General features: G+C 67.7%; 12 protein-coding genes. 3 read left to right on the top strand and 9 right to left on the bottom strand.

Annotated elements, in window-relative coordinates:
• Positions 1 to 15: 15 nt before the first annotated feature.
• Positions 16 to 2,907 (bottom strand): hybrid sensor histidine kinase/response regulator, encoded by a 2,892-nt coding sequence (locus ASG07_RS02390; RefSeq protein WP_055841620.1) that lies wholly within the window; start codon positions 2,905 to 2,907, stop codon positions 16 to 18.
• 193 nt (positions 2,908 to 3,100) lie between these two features.
• Here ASG07_RS02390 and ASG07_RS02385 point away from each other — a divergent pair, with 193 nt between their 5' ends.
• Entirely contained in the window at positions 3,101 to 4,390 is a 1,290-nt protein-coding gene (locus tag ASG07_RS02385) for a dicarboxylate/amino acid:cation symporter (RefSeq protein WP_055841617.1), read from the top strand.
• Positions 4,387 to 4,917, top strand: a complete 531-nt coding sequence (locus tag ASG07_RS02380; protein ID WP_156361702.1) for a biliverdin-producing heme oxygenase — start codon at positions 4,387 to 4,389, stop codon at positions 4,915 to 4,917. The genes ASG07_RS02385 and ASG07_RS02380 overlap by 4 nt, the downstream gene beginning before the upstream one ends.
• An 86-nt stretch (positions 4,918 to 5,003) precedes the next feature.
• Here the strand turns inward: ASG07_RS02380 and ASG07_RS02375 are convergent, their stop codons facing one another.
• The 8 genes from ASG07_RS02375 to rpiA all read right to left on the bottom strand — a co-directional run bounded on the left by ASG07_RS02375 (position 5,004) and on the right by rpiA (position 16,422).
• A complete protein-coding gene (locus ASG07_RS02375) occupies positions 5,004 to 7,133 on the bottom strand; it encodes a histidine kinase dimerization/phosphoacceptor domain -containing protein (RefSeq protein WP_055842899.1) in 2,130 nt (709 codons plus the stop codon).
• A 99-nt stretch (positions 7,134 to 7,232) separates the two neighbouring features.
• The gene (locus tag ASG07_RS02370) at positions 7,233 to 9,734 is read right to left on the bottom strand and encodes an ATP-binding protein (RefSeq protein ID WP_082474434.1); all 2,502 of its coding nucleotides are present in this window, start codon (positions 9,732 to 9,734) and stop codon (positions 7,233 to 7,235) included.
• 55 nt (positions 9,735 to 9,789) lie between these two features.
• On the bottom strand, positions 9,790 to 10,542 hold the full coding sequence (locus ASG07_RS02365) for an HAD-IIB family hydrolase (RefSeq protein WP_055841614.1): 753 nt from the start codon (positions 10,540 to 10,542) through the stop codon (positions 9,790 to 9,792).
• Complete coding sequence (locus ASG07_RS02360; RefSeq protein WP_236694488.1) at positions 10,539 to 11,336, bottom strand: Cof-type HAD-IIB family hydrolase; 798 nt, start codon at positions 11,334 to 11,336, stop codon at positions 10,539 to 10,541. The genes ASG07_RS02365 and ASG07_RS02360 overlap by 4 nt, the downstream gene beginning before the upstream one ends.
• Before the next feature lie 26 nt (positions 11,337 to 11,362).
• The gene (gnd, locus tag ASG07_RS02355; RefSeq protein ID WP_055841608.1) at positions 11,363 to 12,346 is read right to left on the bottom strand and encodes a phosphogluconate dehydrogenase (NAD(+)-dependent, decarboxylating); all 984 of its coding nucleotides are present in this window, start codon (positions 12,344 to 12,346) and stop codon (positions 11,363 to 11,365) included.
• A gap of 100 nt (positions 12,347 to 12,446) precedes the next feature.
• The gene (gene tal / locus ASG07_RS02350; RefSeq protein ID WP_055841606.1) at positions 12,447 to 13,571 is read right to left on the bottom strand and encodes a transaldolase; all 1,125 of its coding nucleotides are present in this window, start codon (positions 13,569 to 13,571) and stop codon (positions 12,447 to 12,449) included.
• Entirely contained in the window at positions 13,564 to 15,654 is a 2,091-nt protein-coding gene (tkt, locus tag ASG07_RS02345) for a transketolase (RefSeq protein ID WP_055841603.1), read from the bottom strand. Before tkt ends, tal begins: the two co-directional genes overlap by 8 nt.
• Positions 15,655 to 15,723: 69 nt before the next feature.
• On the bottom strand, positions 15,724 to 16,422 hold the full coding sequence (gene rpiA, locus ASG07_RS02340; protein ID WP_055841600.1) for a ribose-5-phosphate isomerase RpiA: 699 nt from the start codon (positions 16,420 to 16,422) through the stop codon (positions 15,724 to 15,726).
• Positions 16,423 to 16,572: 150 nt separating this feature from the next.
• Here rpiA and ASG07_RS02335 point away from each other — a divergent pair, with 150 nt between their 5' ends.
• Positions 16,573 to 17,802 (top strand): efflux RND transporter periplasmic adaptor subunit, encoded by a 1,230-nt coding sequence (locus ASG07_RS02335; protein WP_236694487.1) that lies wholly within the window; start codon positions 16,573 to 16,575, stop codon positions 17,800 to 17,802.
• Positions 17,803 to 17,805 lie beyond the last annotated feature (3 nt).

The raw sequence follows: 17,805 nt of genomic DNA, 5'->3' as shown, positions 1-17,805 counted from the left end.
GCGCGTTGCTCCTCGTCAGGCGGGAGGCTGGTCTATCACGGTCCGCACCGCGCGGACCAGCGCGGCGACGCCGTAGGGCTTGCGCAGGATCGCGGTCGCGCCATCCTCCGGCAGGGCGACCGCGCCGTCGCCGGTCGCGAACACGATGCCGATGCCGGGCCGTTCCGCCCGGATCGTCGCGGCGAGCTCGACGCCGGACGCGCCGGGCAGGTTGACGTCGGTGACCAGCACGGTCGCGCGGGCGCGATCGGTCAGCTCGATCGCCTCCTCCGCGCTGCCCGCGACCATCACCTCGAACCCCGCATCCGCCAGCACCTCCTGAATCTGGGCGCGGATCGTCGGATCGTCCTCGACCAGCAGCGCCACGATCGCCGCGCGCGCGGGCGGACCCAGCACCTGCCGGACGCGGCGGGCCAGCGCCTCCCGCGAATAGGGTTTCGCCAGCAACTCCACGCCGGGGTCCAGCCGCCCGCCATGCACGATCGCGCTTTCGGCGTAGCCGGAGGTGAACAGGACCGACAAACCGGGCAGATGCTCCCGCATCCGCCGCGCCATGGCGGCGCTGTCGATCGTACCCGGCATGACGACGTCGGTGAACAGCAGGTCGGGTGTCGCGCCACCCTGCACCATCGCCAGCCCCGCATCGGGATCGCCGGCGGTCAGGACGCGGTAGCCGAGTTCCTCCAGCATCCCGACGACGGTGCCGCGGACATCGTCGTCGTCCTCCACCACCAGTACCGTTTCCGTCCCGCCCGCGACCGGACGCTCGTCGACGGCGCGCTCCGCGTCCTCCGCACCGAAGGCGCGTGGCAGCAGCAGCTGGACGGTCGTGCCCCGGCCGGGCGTGGAATCGATGCGGACATGCCCGCCGGACTGCTTGACGAAGCCATAGACCATCGACAGGCCCAGCCCCGATCCCTTTCCCTCCGCCTTGGTCGAGAAGAAGGGTTCGAACACGCGCGCCATGATGTCGGGCGTCATCCCCGATCCCGTGTCGCCGACGCTGAGTTCGACGTAATCCCCCGCCGCGACCTCGTCCGCGCCCGCCGCCGGTGACGCGACGCGCGTGTTCGCGACGGTAATCGTTAGGCGGCCGTGCCCTGCCATCGCGTCGCGGGCGTTGATCGCGAGGTTCAGGATCGCATTCTCGATCTGCGCGGGATCGATGAAGGTGTTCCACAGCCCTTCCGAGACGATCGTGTCGATCGCCACCCCCTCCCCGATCGCGCGGCGCAGGATGTCGTGCATGCCGTGAACGAAGCGCGTGACGTTGACGATGCGCGGCTCCAGCGCCTGCCGCCGACCGAAGGCGAGCAGTTGCGCCGCCAGCTTCGCGCCGCGCTCGACCCCCGCCATCGCGCTGGTCACGCGCCGTTCCGCGACGGGATTGCCCGCGACCTCGCGCCCCAGCAATTGCAGATTGCCGGATACGACCTGAAGCAGGTTGTTGAAGTCATGCGCGACGCCGCCCGTCAGCTGGCCGATCGTCTCCATCTTCTGCGCCTGCGCCAGGGCGGCCTCCGCCTGATGACGCTCGGCGATCTCGGTGGCGATCCGCGTTTCCAGCGTGTCGTTCAACTGCCGCAACTGCGCCTCGGCGCGCTCGCGATGCTCGACCTGCCGCCGCAGCAATACGGCCTGTTCGGTCAGCGCGCGTTCCGCCTCGCGCTGTTCGGTGATGTCGGTATGCACGCCGACCCATTCGACGACCTCGCCGCCCATGCCGACGATCGGCACCGCCCGCACCGCGAAGTTGCGCCATACGCCGTCGCGGCGGCAGACGCGGTGTTCGAACTCGAACGCGGACAGCGTCGCGACCGATCGCTCCCACTCCGCGATCGTCGGCGCGATGTCGTCGGGATGCAGCGCCTGCGCCCAGCCATGATCCTGATACTCTTCCTCGGACTGGCCGGTCAGCGCCGCCCAGCCCGGCTGCTCGCCCAGCATCCGGCCATCGGGGCTGTTGGTCCAGAGGACACCGTGCATGGCGGCGATGGCGGCGCGGAAGCGGCCGATGCTGCGATCCAGTTCCTCCTCGCGACGCGCGCGATCCTCGACGTCGAACGCCAGCAGATAGAGGCCTGTCACACGCCCGTCGGCATCGGTTCGCGGCAGGTAATGCGTTTCCAGCCGTCGGTCGCGCCGGTTCGCGGTCGTCAGCCGGACATCGCTGACGATGCGTTCCCCGGCCAGCGCACGCTCCATCAGCGGCCGACGCAGCGCGAACATCTCCTCGCCCAGCACCTCCGCGACGGTCCTGCCCAACATCCACTCCGGATCGCGGGCCATCCAGTGTTTGTAATAGGCGTTGGCGAAGCGATAGCGAAAATTCCGGTCGATATAGGCGATCAACACCGGCAAGGCGTCGCCGATCGACCGCACCTCCGTCAGGCTGCGCGCCAGCCGCCTTTCCGCACCCAGCCGGGCGGTGTTGTCGATCACCGTACCGAGCACGCCCGCGACCGCGCCGTCCTCGTCGCGGATCGGCGTGTAGAACAGGTCGAAGGTCAGTGTTTCCTCGACATCGCCGCGGCGCACGACGAAACTCTCGTTACGATGGGTGGCGACCTCTCCGGCGAAACCCCGCGCCAGTACGGCGGCGTTCCAGTCCCACGCCTCCGGCCAGATCGACCGGATGTCGCAGCCGAGCGCCTCCGGATGCCGGTCGTCCGCGATCGCGGCATAGCCGTCGTTATAGAGCATGACGCCGTCGCGCCCCCACATCAGAACCTGCGGCACGGGCGAGTTCAACAGCGTCTGCACGGTCACGCGCAGCACCGTCGACCATCGTTCGATCGGCCCGAGAGGGGTCGTGCTCCAGTCACAGCGCCGGATCAACCGCCCGCACTCGCCGCCCGCGACCGGCCAGCCGGGCATGTCCGATGCGGAAAGAGCGGAAAAGGGCATGTCACTGACATGCCACGCCGTATTCCACTGTCAACGGTGCGGAACCGGAACGATCATACTGCGCGAGGCGACTCATCCATTCGACCGTCGCGCGTTCATCGTTCAGGTCCGTCGCGCGGCATGGCCCCGCTTTACGCCCCCTCGCAACATTCTTGCTGGGCAATCGCGGCGGACGCGGCCACGGTATCGCGCGATGACACGGTTTTCCTTCACCGCGCAGGTGTTCGTCGGCATGGCGACGGGCCTGCTCCTGGGCTTCTGGGCACGGTCCCTCGGCGAGGCGAGCGCGCTGGCGGAAGCGTTGCGGATCGTCGGCGAGATCTTCGTACAGTTGCTGCGCGCGCTGGTCGTGCCGCTGGTGTTCACGGCGATCGTCGCATCGATCGCGGCGCTGCGCGATCTGGGCAACGCGGCGCGGCTGGTCGCGGGGACGCTGATCTGGTTCGCGATCACCGCGCTGATCGCGGTGGCGATCGGCCTGACGCTGGGCACGCTGATCCAGCCGGGCGTCCGCGCGGGCGTCGACATGGCCACGGCCATCGCGCCGACGACGCACGGATCGTGGCTCGATTTCCTGCGCGGACTGGTGCCGGCCAATATCCTCGGGCTGGGCGCGTCGACCAAGCTGGTCGATGGCGCGGCCACGACCACGCTGTCGTTCAACGTTCTGCAGATCATTGTCGTCGCGGTCGCGATCGGCGTCGCAGCGGTACGTACCGGCGATCAGGGCAGCGCGTTCCTGTCGTTCAACGCCTCGGCGCTGGCGATCTTCCGGCGCGTGCTGCGCTGGGTCGTGCGACTGACGCCGATCGGCACCGCCGGCCTGCTCGGCCATGCGGTCGTCGAATATGGCTGGCGGTCGCTGTCGGCGCTCGGCGCGTTCGCAGGCGCGGTCTATATCGGGCTGGGGCTGGTGCTGCTGGTCGTCTATCCGGTGCTGCTGCGGATCAACGGGCTGTCGGTGCGGCGGTTCTTCGCCGCGGCATGGCCGGCGATCCAGCTTGGTTTCGTCTCGCGCTCGTCGATCGCCACCCTGCCGGTGACCGAGGCGGCGGTGGAGCGGATCGGCGTGCCGCGTAGTTACGCTGCCTTCGCGGTGCCGTTCGCGGCGACGACCAAGATGGATGGATGCGCGGCGATCTATCCGGCCGTGGCGGCGCTGTTCGTCGCGCAATATTACAACATGCCGCTGCACGCGTCGGATTACCTGCTGGTCGTGCTGGTATCCGTCATCGGGTCGGCCGCCACCGCCGGGCTGACGGGGGCGCTCGTGATGCTGACGCTGACGCTGTCGACGCTGGGTCTGCCGCTGGAGGGCGCAGGGCTGTTGCTGGCGATCGATCCGATCCTCGACATGGGACGGACCGCGGTGAACGTCGCCGGACAGGCGCTGGTGCCGACGATCGTCGCCAAGCGGCAGGGATTGATCGACGCCATCGCCCCCGCCGATCCGCAGGCGATCCCGGTTCCAAGCTCTGCATGACGGCCCTCCGCATGATGGGAGCCGTGCAGCGCCTCCGGGCGCAGACCGGGCCGGCGCACGACGCGGTCGATGCCGCATTCGGCGGGCATGATCTGGGCGATCGCATCGCCTATGCCCGCTTCCTGACCGCGCATGCCCGCGCGCTGCCGGCGGTGGAGGCGGTACTGGCGGCACGTTCGGAACTGCCGGCGTGGCGGGAGCGGACCGGGATGCTGGCGGCGGACCTTGCCGATCTCGGGCTGGCGATGCCGGAACATTTGCCTTTCGTGATGCCAGACCGCCCCGGTGCGGCGTGGGGCGCGCTGTATGTAACGGAGGGATCGCGGCTTGGCGGAATCATGCTGGCCCGCGGCGTGCCGGAGGATCTGCCCGCGCGCTATCTGGGCGCGAAGCACCTGCCGGGCGAATGGCGAGCACTGCTGGCGGCGATCGATGCGGCAGGTGAAGCGGGTGGCGAGGCGTGGATCGAGGGCGCGGTGTCGGGGGCGGAAGCGTGTTTCGCGCTGTATGGGTGTGCGGTGGGTTAGGCGGTTTCGTCGCGTACTTCATTCCGCTTAGAAGCAACAGCAGCGTCCTCCCTGAGGAGGGCGGCCCAGGACAAGAAATCCGGCCTCTACCCCGCGGCGATCGGTGCGGTCAGGATCGCTCTCAGGCCCGGCGCATTGTCGACGAAGGCGATCTCGCCGTCAAGCTTGCCGACCATCGCGCCCATCATCCGGCTGCCGAAGCCCGCCTTGTCGCCGCTTTTGCCGCGGCCTTCGTCGGCGACGATCAGGCGGAGGCGGTTGCGGTGCTGTTCCAGTATGATCGCGATCGGGCCGACGCCGCCGTCATAGGCGTATTTGGTGGCGTTGATGACCAGTTCCGTCATCACCAGCCCCACCGCCACGGCGCGATCGGTGGGGATCAGCACGGGGGCGAGATCGGTGTGCATGCGCGACGCCCATTCGTCGCCGATCGACGCCTTCATGTCGCCGGCTAGTTCCTCCAGATAGCGCGACAGGTCGACCGATCCGATCTGGTCGTCGCGGTAGAGGCGACGGTGCACCAGCGCCACCGCCGACAGTCGCGCCTGCGCCTCCGTCAACTGTTCCGCGACCTCGCCCGGCCCCGCCGCGCGCGCCTGCATCGCAAGGAAGGCGGAGACGAGCTGGAGGCTGTTCTGGACCCTGTGATCCACCTCCTTCATCAGCAGGTCCTTCTGGGCGAGAGCGGCGTCCTTGTCCGCCAGCGTCCGCATCAGCTGCGCGTTCAGGTCGCGCAACTGCCGCGACCGGTGTGCGTCGTGGAACGCGCGGCGCAGGCGATGTGCGGCCTCCATTTCCTCCATCGTCCAGCGGCGCGACCGGCCGCGCACCTGCTCGGTCCAGGTCTCGAACGAGGCGCGGGGAGTCAGTTGCTCGCCGGGCGTCACACCCTGCTTGTGCGGATTGCCCGCCCACTCGACTTCCTCGACCTGCTCGATCCGGAACCACATCAGCGTCGCGCCGTCGTCGGCCAGCGGCATCGCGATCATCCCGCTGGCGCTGCCCGCATGGTCCACCAGATCGGGGCGCAGCCGACCCAGTTCCCGCGTCATCACGGGCTCGACGCCGCCCTGCACCCAGGCCGACAGCGTCCGCAGCAGGTCCGCGGGCGGACAATGGCCGGTGCAATCGACGCCGCCCCGGTGAACCCACGCGAACCCGTCCGCGTCGAGCATCCGCATCAGGTCGTCGCGCGACCGCCGCATCGCATCCGCCATGCCGCCATCGCCGGCCAGCTTCGGCAGCACCGCGTCCTCGGCCGCGCGCAGCCGCAACCGCTCGCGATAGGTTTCCGCCTCTTCCTTGGCACGGATCTGGCGCGCCAGCCCGGAGGCCAGCGTCGCCGCCGACGCGCGCACGTCCGGCGGCAGCAGCTTGGGCGTATCGTGGTGACATGCGATCAGGCCCCAGAGCAGCCCGTCCTTGACGATCGAGATCGACGCCGACGCCTGCACGCCCATATTGACCATGTACCGCAGGTGGATCGGCGACACGCTGCGAATGCCGATGTCCGAAAGGTCCAGCCCGGCATAGTCGGCGGGGCGGATCGGGGCGGGCGTGTAGTCGACGGTCGGGATCGCCCGCGCACGGTTGCGGATGTACAGCGCGCGCGCCTGTCGCGGAATGTCGGATGCGGGGAAATGGTGGTTCAGGAAGGTACCCAGCTTCGGATCGCGATCCTCCGCCACGACGCGCCCGGCATCGTCGTCGAGGAAGCGATAGACCATCACCCGGTCGAATCCGGTCAATTGGCGGAACGCCGACGCCGCGCGCGCGCACAACGCGTCCAGATCGCTCGCGCGTTCGAACGTGACCGCGAAGCCGTCCAGCCGCGACACCACCGCCGCCGCGCCGAGCGGCTGTTCGGCGGAGGGCTCCAGCTCCACCAGCCAGTGCCGGTCGCTGCGATGGATCGCGACATCCAGCCGCTCGCCCCCGGCGGTGACGACGGGCTGGGCGACGATCGCACCGACCGGGCCGGCGGAATCGCCGATCAGCGCGGCGACATCCTGATCCAGCAGATCGGACAGGTCGGCGCCGAGCCAGGCGGGTGACAACCGCTCCTCCAGCGCACCCGCACCGGCCACCACCGACAGCGACTGCACATCGGCGATCAGCAGCAGGCCGTGCGGCTGGATCGCGCCGGGAATATGGATCGGTTCGCGATCGCAGGCTGTCGTGTCCACGACCGCGTCCATCAGTCTCTGCGAAGCCATATTGTCCGGATGATCCTTTCCGGCCGGCATGGATCGGATCGGGCCGGAAAGCAATTAATCCGGATCAATCGCCGACGTTTGCGGAGGCCCCGGCAAACGTCAGATCTGGCTGATCAATTCCTTGATCCGGCCAGCCAGCGCCTCCATCGCGAACGGCTTGGTCATGACGTGCATGCCCGGATCGAGCTGACCGTTGCCGACGACCGCATTCTCCGCATAGCCGGTGATGAACAGGATGCTGAGATCGGGTCGCCCGACCCGGGCGGCGTCCGCCATCTGGCGGCCGTTCATCCCGCCGGGCAGGCCGACGTCGGTGACGAGCAGGTCGATCCGCACATCGGATTGCAGGACGCGCAGCCCCGCCGCGCCGTCCCCCGCCTCGATCGCGGCATAGCCCAGCTCCTCCAGCACCTCCACGACCAGCATCCGCACGGTCGGCTCGTCGTCGACGACCAGCACCGTCTGCCCCTCGATCGCGCGGGGCGCATCGGTCAGGTCGGGCATCGCGTCCGCCTGCTCTGCCGGACCCAGATGGCGCGGTAGATAGAGGCACAGCGTCGTCCCCTCCCCCACCTCCGAATAGATGCGGACCTGACCACCCGACTGGCGCGCGAAACCGTAGATCATCGACAGGCCGAGCCCGGTGCCGACGCCGATCGGCTTGGTCGTGAAGAACGGGTCGAATGCCTTGGCGATCACGTCCGGCGTCATGCCGGTGCCGGTGTCCGACACGCAGACCGAGACATACTGGCCCGGCGGCAGATCGCGCGCGCGCCCGGCGCGCTCGTCCAGCCAGCGGTTCGCCGTCTCGACGGTCAGCCGCCCGCCCTCCGGCATCGCGTCGCGCGCGTTGATGCAGAGGTTCAGCACGGCGTTCTCCAACTGGTTGGGATCGACCAGCGTCGTCCACAATCCGGCGGAGGCGACCACCTCCACCTCGATCGAGGGGCCGACCGTGCGCTGCACCAGCTCCTCCAGCCCGCCGATCAGCCGGTTGATGTCGGTCGGCCGCGGATCGAGGGTCTGGCGGCGGGAAAAGGCGAGCAACCGGTGCGTCAGGGCCGCCGCGCGCTTCGCCGCACCCTGCGCCGCCAGCGAGTAGCGTTCGACATCGGCGTAGCGGCCCTGCGCGATCCGGATGCCCAGCAGTTCGAGGCTGCCGATAATGCCGGTCAGCAGGTTGTTGAAATCATGCGCGAGGCCGCCGGAAAGCTGGCCGACCGCCTCCATTTTCTGGCTCTGGCGCAGTGCCTCCTCCGCCAGCATCAGTTCGCGCGTGCGCTCGGCGACCTGATCTTCCAGCGTTTCCGTCAGGCGCTTCTGTTCGGCCTCCGACCGGGCGCGCTCGGTCGCCGCGCGGACGCGGTCGGCGATCTCGCGCATCAGCGCCGTTTCATCGTCGCTCCACGGCCGCGGCACGGCGTTGGTGGCGAAGAACAGCGCCACGAAACGCCCCTGTTCCAGCAACGGCATGTTGACGAAGGACAGCGCGTCGATGCCCGCCAGCGCGTCCGCGGTCGTGCGGGTTCGCGGATCGATGCGGGCATCCGATACGATCACCGTATCGCCGCGCTTCAGATCCTCGATATACGAACCATAATCGCGAAATTGCAGCAGGCCGGCGATGCTGTTGACGCCGGGCGCGTTCCAGTCGCGGTCGATCAGGATCGTCTCGGCCGCAGGATCGATCACGCCATATCCGGCACGGCTGACATCCAGCGTCTTCGCCAACACCTCCGCGCCGATGCAGGCGATCTCACCCGGATCGGTCAGGTCGCGGATGCGGTCGCCCAGATCGAGCAACGCTTCCTGCCGCTTCTGCGCCAGCTTCTGCGACGTGATGTCGAAACTGACGCCCGGAAAGCGCAGCGGACGCCCGTCCACGCCCAACCGGCACCGGCCCTGCGCCGCCGCCCAGCGCACCGATCCGTCGGGCTGGACGAGGCGATAGGACGCAAGGAACTGCTCCCCCGTCGCCATCGCCGCCTCGATCAGCGCCTGCGTGCGCGGCAGGTCGGCGGGGTGGATGCCGCGGAAGAACTCCGTCAGCGGTGCGCCCAGCGCGGCGCGGACCGGGTCGACGCCGTACAATTCCGCAAAGCGACCGTCGGCATAGACGCGGTCGTTCGGCACGTCCCAGTCCCAGGTGCCGATGCCGCTGCCTGCGGTCAGCGCCTCCTGCAACCGCTCGTCGCTTTCACGCATCGACTGTTCGCTGCGCCGCCGTTCGGTCATGTCGGTGAAGATGATCCCGACCAGCCGGTCGGCGGGGTCGCCGACCCGCGACGCATGAACCTCGAACCAGCGGCCCATCGCGTCCGACCCGTTGTCGAACCGCGCCGGTTCCCCTGTCGTCGCGACGCGGCCGTACAGGTCGTACCAATGCTGCTCCAGCCCCGGCACCAGCTCGCTGGCCGTGCGACCGGCCGCGTCGACCAGCCCGGTCTGCCGTTCGAACGACGCGTTGACCCTCACGAAACGATAATCGACCGGACGTTCGCCGTCGAACAACACCTGCGCGACGCAGAACCCCGCGTCGGTCGCATCGAACAATTCGGCGTATACAGAGGTAGATAGCGTCGTCACGGGGGCAGTGGTCATGCGCTGCGCCCTATCACCGCGAGCCTGCCCCTGCCACCGTTAGCCTTGGTATCGCTCAGCCGGTCTTCTGGCAGGCGACGATCGCCGCGATCACGCTCAGCGTCTCCTCCGGGTCGCGGACGCGCACCGTGTCGAGGCCGAGTTCCTTGGCCGGATAGTCGTTGCCGCCGGGGAAGATCGCGTCGCCGATGAACATCATCGAATCGAGCGGGATGCCGCTCGCGTCGCGCAGCTTCTTCAGGCCGTACGCCTTGTCGACGCCCTTTTGCGTGATGTCGATCGAGGTCGCGCCGCCCATGTTGATCGACAGGTCCGGCAGCCGCTGCTTCAGGTCGGCCTGGATGATCTTGCGCTTCGCGAAATCGGGGTCCCAATGCTCCTTGGCGTCGATCGGCGCCTGCTGACCCAGCGCGCTGAAGGTGATCTGGCTACCGCGATCCTCGATCCGCTCGCCCCAGACCTGCTCCGGCACGAAGCCGGTCGCCTCCAGCGAGGTGTTGAACGCCGCGACGATCTCCTTGCGCTGCTCTTCGCTGAACAGTTCCGCATAGACGGCGGACCAGGCATCGTCCCTGAACGTGTAGAGCTTCGTGCCCGTCGTCGGCATCAGCCACAGCTTCGTCCGGTCCGCACGCGCCGGCAGGCGGCTGGCGACCTGCTTCTCGAACTGCGGCCAGTCGCCGCCGGAAATCACCGCGACGTTCGCCACGCCGAGCAGGTCGGCCAGCGCCTCGCCCATCGGCTCCTTCAACGGCTGCTTGCTCTCCGCCAGCGTTCCATCGAGGTCGAATGCGACGAGTTGCTTCATGAGTTTCCGTGCCCTTTGAGGATCATCGTGTCGATCGCGTGCGCGACCCCGTCTTCGTCGTTGCCGCGCGTGACGTGCGCGGCCTTTGCGCGCATCGCGTCAGGTGCATTGCCCATGACAATCGCGAAACCGACGCGCGCCAGCATCGGGATATCATTGGCCTGATCGCCGATCGCCGCCGTTTCCGCGAGCGGCACACCGAACGCATTCGCCAGTTCGGCAACGCCGGCGCCCTTGTTCGCCTCCAGCGCGGTGACGTCGAGATAATAGGTCTGGCTCTGCACCACCGTCGCCTGCTCGCCGAAGGCGGGCGCGACCTGCGCGTGGATGGAGCGCAGATACGGCTCATCGTCGCTGACGAACGTGATCTTGTCCGCGCGAGTCAGAATGTCGGCAAAATCGTCGGTAACGATCGGGGCCTGGTTCGACGCGACCCGCTCATGTTCGACATGCGTGCCCTCGCCGCTCGACGCATACCAGCGATCGTCCGCGAACACCCAGCGATCGACCTTCGCATCGCTGACCGAGTCCCAGATGCCGCGTGCGATACCGGCGGGGATGCGATGATGCTCGATGATCTCGCCCGACCGGCGGAACACGATCCCGCCGTTGAACGCGCCGATCGGCGCGTCTAGTTCCAGCGCGTCGGCAATCGGCATCACCCCCGACATCGGGCGTGCGGAAATGATCGTGAAGCCGATGCCGGCATCGCGCAGCCGTTGAACAGCGGCGATCGTGCCCGCCGTCAGCGCCTTTTGCCTGTCGACCAGCGTTCCATCGACGTCGGACACCACCAGGCGCGGCGTCGCAGGGGCTTTGCTCACTGCGGCATCTCGACATGGCCACCGAAGCCGAAGCGCATCGCCGACAAGACCTTGTCGCCATAGCTATGCTCGACGCGGCTTCGATAGCGGGCGAACAGGCTTGCGGTCAGCACATTGGCCGGCACCTTCTCCTCCATCGCGGCGTCGATCGTCCACTGACCCTCGCCGCTGTCGGCGACGTGGCCACTGAACTGGTCGAGCATCTCGTCCTTCGCCAGCGCGATGGCGGTCAGGTCGAGCAGCCACGACGAGATTACGCTGCCGCGTCGCCAGACCTCGGCGATGTCGGTTAGGTTCAGGTCGAAGCGTTCGTCCTCGGGCAGGATTTCCGACGACTTGGTCTTCAGTATGTCGAACCCCTCAGCATAGGCCTGCATCAGGCCGTATTCGATGCCGTTGTGGATCATCTTGACGAAATGGCCGGAACCCGCGGGACCGGCGTGGATATAGCCCTTTTCGGCACGGCCATCGACCTTGTCCGTGATGCGACCCGGCGTGCGGACGATGTCGCCCGTGCCCGGCGCAAGCGTGTCGAAGATCGGGTCGAGCAGATCGACGGTTTCCCTGTCGCCGCCGATCATCATGCAATAGCCGCGTTCGCGACCCCAGACGCCGCCGGACGTGCCGACATCGACATAGTGAAGCTGCTTCTCGGCCAGCATTTTCGCGCGGCGGATATCGTCCTTGTAGAAGCTGTTGCCGCCGTCGATCACGATGTCGCCCGGCTGCGCCGCCTCTGCGATCGTGCCGATCGTCTGCTCCGTGATCTGACCGGCGGGCAGCATCACCCACCAGATCGCCGGGCTGTCCAGCTTGCCGCGTGCCTCATCCAGCGATGCTGCACCCTCCGCACCGTCGGCGACGATCTTCGCCACGGCATCGGCGTCGCGGTCGAAGGCGACGATCTGGTGCCCGCCCTCCATCAGGCGGCGCGCCATGTTCCCGCCCATCCGGCCGAGGCCGATCATCGCGATCTTCATTTCGTCATCCCAGTTGGAGGTCGTTTCGCTGCACAAGTCCGGCGCGGCGAGGGAGTTCCGTGCGACAAGCCCCTGCCCCGACGGGCAGGGGCTTCAAACATCACGCCTCCGCCGGCTGCTTCTGCGCGATCGCACCCAGCAGATCGTCGAACGCCTTGGCAAAGGAGGCGACGCCCTCCTCGACCAGTCCGCCGGTGACGCCGTCGAGATCGAGGCCGAGCCGCTCGGCCTCCGCCAGCACGTGGCGCGACGCATCGACGTCGGTCGTCAGCGTCTGCGCGACCGTGCCACGCTCGCGGAACGCGTCCATCGTCTTCGGCGGCATCGTGTTGACCGTTTCCGGTCCGATCAACTCATCGACGTACAGCGTATCGGGATAGGCCGGGTCCTTGACACCGGTCGAAGCCCACAACAGCCGCTGCGGTTGTGCGCCCCTGGCGGCAAGCGCCTGCCAGCGATCGGACGCGATGAAGTCCTGATACCAGGCATAGGCCAGCTTGGCGTTGGCGATGGCGACCTTGCCGCGCAGCGCCTTCAGCGCCTCGCTATCCGCATCGCCGTCCTTCACGCGCTCATCGATCTTCGCGTCGATCTTGCTGTCGATGCGGCTGACGAAGAAGCTGGCGACCGACGCGATACGATCGATCGGCTGGTTCTGGCGGACACGTTCTTCCAGCCCCATCGCATAAGCTTCGGCGACGCGCTGGTAATCCTCCTGCGAGAACAGCAACGTGACGTTGACGTTGATCCCGGCCGCGATCGTCGCGGCGATGGCGGGCGCACCGGCGGGTGTGCCGGGGATCTTTATCATCAGGTTCCGGCGATCGACGGCGTCCCACAGCTTGCGCGCCTCGGCGATCGTCGCATCCGTGTCGTCGGCGATGTACGGCGACACTTCGAGGCTGACATAGCCATCCTTCGACTCCAGCCGATCGTAGACGGGCTTCAGCGTTTCCGCCGCCGCCTTGATGTCCTGGATCGCGAGATGCTCGTACCGGTCGATCGTCGCCGCGCCGGGGTTCTCCTTGTCGAACGCGGCCAGCGTGCCGTCATAGGCGTCGCCATGGCCCATCGCCTTTTCGAAGATCGACGGGTTGGACGTGACGCCGGTCAGGCCGTCGGCCTCGACCAGCTTCTCCAGCCCGCCCTCCTCGAGGAACTTGCGGTCGACGAAATCCAGCCAGACGGCGGTGCCGGCGGCGGACAGGTCACTCAGCTTACCCATTGCGCTTCTCCATCACGTCACGCGCGACCTTGACGATGTTGTCGACCGTGAAGCCGTATTTGTCCTGCAACTTGGCGATCGGGGCGGATGCGCCGAACGTCGACATCGTGATCGTCGCGCCGTCGAACCCGACGTAACGATCCCAGCCCATCGATCCCGCCATCTCGACCGCCACGCGTGCCGTCATGTCGCGCGGCAGCACGGAGTCGCGATACGCCTGATCCTGCAACTCGTACCGATACCAGCTCGGCATCGACACGACGCGGCTGGCGACGCCCTCCGCTTTCAGCCGCTCGTGAGCCTCTACGACCAGCGATAATTCGCTGCCGGTCGCGATCAGGATCACCTGCGGGTTCTCGCTATCGGCCAGCACGTAGCCGCCCTTCATCACACCCTCGGCGCTGGCATACTTGTCACGATCGAGCGTCGGCAGCGCCTGCCTCGACAGGATCAGCGCGGTCGGACGATCCGCCTTCTCCAGCGCGGCCCGCCATGCCCAGGCCGTCTCGTTCGCATCGCCCGGCCGGATCGTGTCGAGGCCGGGGATCGCGCGCAGCGTCGCCAGATGCTCGATCGGCTGGTGGGTCGGGCCGTCCTCGCCGACGCCGATCGAGTCGTGGGTGAAGACCCAGATCGCGCCCAATTCCATGATCGCCGACAGGCGAATCGGCGCCCGCATGTAATCCGCGAACACGAGGAAGGTAGAGCCGTAGGAGCGCAGGTGCGACAGCGCCATGCCGTTCACGACCGCGCCCATGCCATGCTCGCGGACGCCGAAGTGGAAGTTGGTGCCGCCATAATTGTCCGCCTCGAACGACGGCGCGCCCTTGATGTCGGTCTTGGTCGAGGGCGCGAGGTCGGCCGATCCGCCGATCAACCACGGCGTCTTGCCGACGATCGCGTTCAGTACCTTGCCACCGGAGTCGCGGCTCGCGACACCCTTTGCGTCAGCCGGGAAGACGGGGATGTCGGCATCCCAGTCGTCGGGAAGCTTGTCCTTCAGCAGCAGGTCGAGTTCCGCGGCCTGCTCAGGGTGGGACGAGCGATACGCGTCCGTCAGCTTGACCCACGCGTCGCGCAGCGGCTGGCCGCGATCCGACACCGCGCCGCGGAAGCTGTCGACGACGCCGTCCGGCACGCGGAACTGCTCGTCCTCGGGCCAGCCATAGGCCTTCTTGGTGGCGCGTATATTATCCTCGCCCAGCGGCTCGCCATGCGCCTTCTCGCTGCCGGCCTTGGGGCTGCCCCAGCCGATGACGGAGTGGACGACGATGAAGGTCGGCCGATCCGTGGTCGCGCGGAACGTCTCGAACGCGCTGGTCAGCGCCGCGATATCGTTGGCATCGTCGACATGGATGACGTTCCAGCCGTACGCCTTCATCCGCAGCCCGACGTCCTCGTCGAACGCCAGATCGGTGCCACCCTCGATCGAGATGTGGTTGCTGTCGTAAACCCAGCACAGGTTCGACAGCTTGAGATGACCGGCAAGGCTGGCCGCCTCGGCGGACACGCCCTCCATCATGTCGCCGTCGCCGCAGACGGTGTAGACATCGTGGTCGAACAGCTTGAACCCGTCACGATTATACCGCGCCGCCAGCCAGCGCTCGGCGATCGCCATGCCGACCGAATTGCCGCAACCCTGCCCCAGCGGGCCGGTCGTCGTCTCGACACCCGTGGTGTGCCGGTATTCCGGATGGCCCGGCGTCTTGGACGAAAGCTGACGGAACTGGCGGATATCGTCGAGACTGACCGCCTCCTTCCCCGTCTTGTTACCCTCGGCATCGATCTCCGCGACACCCGCCAGATGCAGGATGGAATACAGAAGCATCGACGCGTGGCCGACCGACAGCACGAAGCGGTCGCGGTTCGGCCAGTCGGGGTGCGCGGGATCGTAACGCAGGAAGCGGTTCCAGATCGTCCAGCCGACCGGCGCGAGCGCCATCGGCGTGCCGGGATGGCCCGAATTGGCCTTCTGCACCGCGTCCATAGACAGCGTGCGGATGGTATCGATCGCCAGCCGCTCCGGGCTGCCGTCCTCGTGCAGGGATGCGGCCGCAGGAGTGGCGGTCTGGGTATCGGACATGAATGGAACCTCGCTCTGGTCGAAGGGCGGAACGCGCAGCCGCCGGTCGGGTTGCGACTGGTCGCTCCCCTAGCGAGAAGAGGAGGGCCGTGCCAGTCCCGCCCGTTCCGTTCTCGTAACGACGCCGCCCTCCGCAATATATGCGGCATCGACCTGCGTCAGGAACAGGCCATGGCCAACGACTCCGGGGATGCGCCCGATCGCGTCCGACAGGCATTCCCAGTCGCGGTACGCGCCGACATCGCAGTCGAGGACGCGATGACCGTTGTCCGTCCGGTAATCGCCGCGCCACGTAGCGGACCGCACCAGCCCCGCGATGCGCGACGCGACGAAGCCGGCGGCGAACGGCAGCACCTCCACGGGCAGCTTCGCCGCACCGATCGCCTCGACGCGCTTGCTGCCATCGGCGATCACGATCATGCGGCGGCTGGCGCAGGCCACGACCTTTTCGCGCAGCATCGCTCCGCCCGCACCCTTGATCGCGCGGAACTGTGCGTCGATCTCGTCCGCCCCGTCGATCGTCAGGTCCACCGTCGCGACGTCCGCGAAATCGCGAACCCGGATGCCGAGCGACCGGGCCAGATCGGCGCTGGCGTTCGACGTCGCGACAGCGTCGATGTGCAGCTTCAGCCTGCCGATTGCGCGGATCGCGTGCGCCGCCGTCGACCCGGTGCCCAGACCGACCAGCATTCCGTCCACAACTTCCCCCGCCGCCGCCTCGGCCGCCAAGCGTTTGTCAGTATCGGTATCGGCAGAATCGTGGTGCATGGACGCCTAACCCGTGAAAGTCCGTTTCGGACCTTGGCAGTCGCACACTAAAATCGATCGCAGGGGCATTTTCTGGGCTGCAACCATTTCCGATCTGGGACATTAAGGATCGGTTCCGGGGCTCCGGTGTACCAGACGGACACGCTCAACTTGAAATTTCAGAATGTGCGGCCCGCGGCCGCGGGCATCGCGATTGGCCTCGCCCTGACGCTCGGCGCATGCGGTGGGGGTGAGTCGGCGCAAAAAGGTGCGGGTAAGGGTGGTCAGCAGCCGGGCCGCGGTACGCCTCAGGTCGGGTTTGTGGTGGTGCAGCCGACCGATGCGGCGCTGGTCACCGAACTCGCCGGCCGTACGACTGCGTTCGAGAGCTCAGACGTCCGCCCGCAGGTGACCGGTATCATCCGCCGCCGCTTCTTCACCGAAGGTGCGCTCGTGACGCGTGGGCAACCTCTCTACGAGATCGACCCGCGGCTGTACCGCGCCGCCGCCAACGAGGCGCGTGCCAACCTCGCCAGCGCGCGCGCCAATCAGGAAGCGACCCGCATCCTTGCCGAGCGCTATCGTCCGCTGGCGGAGATCGAGGCGATCTCGAAGCAGGATTATACCAACGCCGTCGCGCAATCGCGTCAGGCGACCGCTGCCGTCGGCCAGACCCGCGCCGCGCTGGAGACGGCGCAGATCAACCTGCGCTTCACCACCGTACCCGCGCCGATCACCGGCCGGATCGGCCGGTCGCTGTTCACCGTCGGCGCATTGGTGTCCGCGACGCAGGCCGACCCGCTGGCGCAGATCCAGCGGCTCGACCCGATGTTCGTGGATATCCAGCAATCCGCCGACGCGCTGCTGTCGCTGCGTCGCAGCCTCGCCTCGGGCGGGGTGACGTCGACGACGGCGCAGGTCCGGCTGAAGCTGCCGGACGGCGGCGATTACGGCCAGACAGGCACGATCGAGTTTTCGGAGGCGCTGGTCGATCCCACCACGGGCACCACGACGCTGCGCGCCCGCTTCCCTAATCCGCAGGGCATATTGTTGCCCGGCATGTTTGTCCGCGCCAGTTTCGCGCAGGCGATCAATCGCCGCGCCTTCCTCGTCCCGCAACAGGGCGTCAGCCGTAATCCGCAGGGTCAGGCGACGGTCATCATCGTCGGCCCCGGCAACAAGGCGGTCCAGAAGAAGGTCGTCGCGGAGCGCACCCAGGGCGAATACTGGGTCGTGACCGAAGGGCTGAACCAGGGCGACAGGATCATCGTCCAGGGCCTGTCGAAGCTGCGCCCCGGCCAGCAGGTTCAGCCGGTCCCGGCCAATACGCCGCAGCGGGTGCAGGCACCGCCCAGGGACGGTGAAGGCGGCGGCGACTCCGCGCAGAAGAAGGCCGGCTGACCT

The organism is Sphingomonas sp. Leaf343, from assembly GCF_001423765.1.
In the GTDB taxonomy this organism is placed as follows: Bacteria; Pseudomonadota; Alphaproteobacteria; order Sphingomonadales; family Sphingomonadaceae; genus Sphingomonas.
Note: the sequence above shows the minus strand (reverse complement) of the source record. Positions and strands in the feature narration are given on the sequence as shown.